This window comes from Bradyrhizobium sp. P2_E8 (genome assembly GCF_056403875.1).
In genome coordinates, this window is sequence record NZ_JBFUES010001067.1 from 1 (window position 1) to 2393 (window position 2393).

4 protein-coding genes and 1 pseudogene are annotated in these 2393 nt (G+C 64.7%); 2 read left to right on the forward strand and 3 right to left on the reverse strand.

The window, feature by feature from the left end; genetic code table 11:
* Window positions 1–418 (reverse strand): annotated as a pseudogene (locus tag AC1D00_RS36690) (GGDEF domain-containing protein); the annotation flags it as partial.
* A 153-nt stretch (window positions 419–571) separates the two neighbouring features.
* On the opposite strand from AC1D00_RS36690, the gene AC1D00_RS36695 reads away from it, so the two are divergent.
* Together AC1D00_RS36695 and AC1D00_RS36700 are read left to right on the forward strand one after the other, a co-directional pair.
* On the forward strand, window positions 572–835 hold the full coding sequence (locus AC1D00_RS36695) for a DUF7662 domain-containing protein (protein WP_167771096.1): 264 nt from the start codon (window positions 572–574) through the stop codon (window positions 833–835).
* Window positions 836–843: 8 nt separating this feature from the next.
* Entirely contained in the window at window positions 844–1092 is a 249-nt protein-coding gene (locus AC1D00_RS36700) for a hypothetical protein (RefSeq protein ID WP_135176301.1), read from the forward strand.
* Window positions 1093–1163: 71 nt separating this feature from the next.
* On the opposite strand, the gene AC1D00_RS36705 is transcribed toward AC1D00_RS36700, so the two are convergent.
* Window positions 1164–1586, reverse strand: coding sequence for a hypothetical protein (locus AC1D00_RS36705; protein ID WP_477014035.1), 423 nt, complete (start codon window positions 1584–1586; stop codon window positions 1164–1166).
* Between the two features lie 80 nt (window positions 1587–1666).
* Window positions 1667–2393: EAL domain-containing protein (locus AC1D00_RS36710; protein WP_477014036.1), on the reverse strand; the 727-nt coding region annotated here is incomplete at its 5' end.

Below are 2393 nucleotides of genomic sequence, written 5' to 3' on the forward strand. Positions count from 1 at the left end.
CGTCGCTCCTGACCTCAGGCAGGGGATCGAGCGAGGAGGCGTCGATGGTCAGCCTGCCGTCGGGATCGAATACCTGGATCGCGCCGAAATGCCGTGCCGTGGTCGCATGGTCGAACAGGATGAGGTGGCGGACCGTCTTGGAGACCGTGGCGAGCTCGGGCAGCAGCATGTTGTTGGCGACCGCCTTCAGCGACAGGTCGTAGATCTCGATGTTGCGGCTGACGTCGGACTCGATGGTCGTCGCCAGGTTTTCCAGCGTCTGGCGGGCGAGCGCCTCCTCGCCGCGGCGCATGTCGAGCATGACGTTGACGCAAATGGCGGAAAAACCGATCACCGTCACCACGGACGAGATGATCAGCAATTTCGCCGAGACTCGCCACGGCCGGCGGGCCATGACTTCGCGCCATCCAGACAGCATCGTTTGCTCCCGATCCTAGTGGATGCGCCCGAAAGCTTGAGTAGTGTTTAAGGTGGGACGGCACTGCCGCAATGAGTTAAGAAACGGTTGATGCGGCTCACGGTTTTGGGCAGGCCTGATCGGGCAAATCCGGCTTCTGACGAGAGGACGACGGTGAACGACTACGACGCGTTGCGCGACTATCTGCTGCGGCAGAAGCAGGACGAATTCGTGCTGAGCTTTGAACAGATCGAGGAGATCATCGGCGCGGCCCTGCCGCGCGCGGCGAACCGCGCCTCATGGTGGGACAGCCTGCGCAGCCCCGACATCCAGATGCCGCAGCGCGAGGCCTGCCTCGCCGCCGGGTTCGTGGCGACACGGATGCCGGACGGCCAGAGCGTGCGATTCAGGAAGCAGAAGTCGCAGAAACGGTGGTAGCGAGCCGCATGATCCTGCGCTGGCTGAGGGGGATTTCTGGCGCAGCGCTGATCGGATTGGGCGTGCTCTTCGCGCTGGCCTTCGAGGCCCGCTACTGGCGCTGGCGCAACTGCTTTAACGAGCTCGGCCGCTGCTACGACCCGGTCTCGCAGGACGTCTATCTCGAGCAGGCGGGAATGGTCTGGGGCGGTCTTGCGGCGATTTCGCTACTGGTTGGTCTCGGCTTGGTCATGGGGTTGCGCCGCAGGCCGAGCTAGACCAGGTGGACGCGCGATCCGCCGCGAGCGTGAGAACGGTTGCCGCTAGCCGCGGTGCCGAACCAAGGCCTTCATTGGCGCTCACGGGGCCAGCGTTCGTCGGCGGCGTGTGCTCGTATCAGACATCGGGTCGTCTGCCCGTCGCAGGCGCGCATGCACACGTTCTGGCGGCCCCGAACGTCACCGGCCCCGCCGGTGTAGTCGGCACATGTGCCGACGCAGTTTGCGCCTCGATCCTCGCATCGTGCAGCCGTCACTGCTTCGGCCGACGAAACGAGGAACATTCCGGTGCCTATGAGGGTGATCGCGTAGAAAAGGTGCCGGGTCATCCGTGACTCCTGAGAAGTACGCTTGGTTTGCTCATCCGAGCCGTTGCGCTTGACGCGTGTGGGCACGCCGAGAACGACAGTGGTGAGCCCAACGACCTCGATGACGAAACCGTTCTGGATCGAATGCTGCGCGCCATTTTTCGCGGCGGTTGAGCAGAGGCCCATTGATCTGGATCAAGCACGGCCTCATCGGCACCTCACCCCGCGCGCTTCGCAGGCGGCCCCTCAAAAAGGGGAGAGGGAGGTCAGCTCGCCGCTTCCAGCCGCACTTCCGTCAGCAGGCGCATGGCCGCATCCGCGTCCATCGGCTCGCCGAAGGCAAAGCCCTGAGCGTATTCGCAGCCCATCTGGTAGAGCTCGACCGCGTCGGAATCGGTCTCGGCGCCTTCGGCGACCACGTCCATGCCGAGGTCGTGCGCGAGCGCGATGATCGACTTCAGGATCACCGGGCGGGTGCCGCGGTTGGTGGTGCGCACGAACGACTGGTCGATCTTGATGGTGTCGAACGGGAAGCGCTGGAGATAGGCCAGCGAGGAATGACCGGTGCCGAAATCGTCGAGCGACAGCCCGGTGCCGAGCTCGCGGATCCGCGTCAGCATCTGCGCCGCGTGCTCCGGGTTCTCCATCACCAGCGATTCCGTCAATTCCAGCTTCAGCGTGCCGCGCGCCACCGAGGAGCGCGACAGCACGGTGCGGATGTCGTGGATCAGGTCATGGCGCAGCAATTGCCGTGACGACACGTTGACCGACGCGAAGATCGGCTCGCGCGAGCGCATCGCGCGCTGCCAGATAGAGAGCTGCTTTGCGGTCTGGTCGAGCACGAACATGCCTAGGTCGACGATCAGGCCGGTCTCTTCCGCGATGGTGATGAATTCCGACGGCGCCATGCGTCCGAGCTTGGGGTGGTCCCAGCGCGCCAGCGCCTCGAAGCCCGCGACGGAGCGGTCCTCCAGCCGCACGATCGGCTGGTAG

Excerpts from the sequence above, each read along its gene's own strand:
- AC1D00_RS36700 (WP_135176301.1), top strand. The coding sequence starts at position 844 with ATGATCCTGCGCTGGCTGAGGGGGATTTCTGGCGCAGCGCTGATCGGA.
- AC1D00_RS36705 (WP_477014035.1), bottom strand. The coding sequence starts at position 1,586 with ATGGGCCTCTGCTCAACCGCCGCGAAAAATGGCGCGCAGCATTCGATC.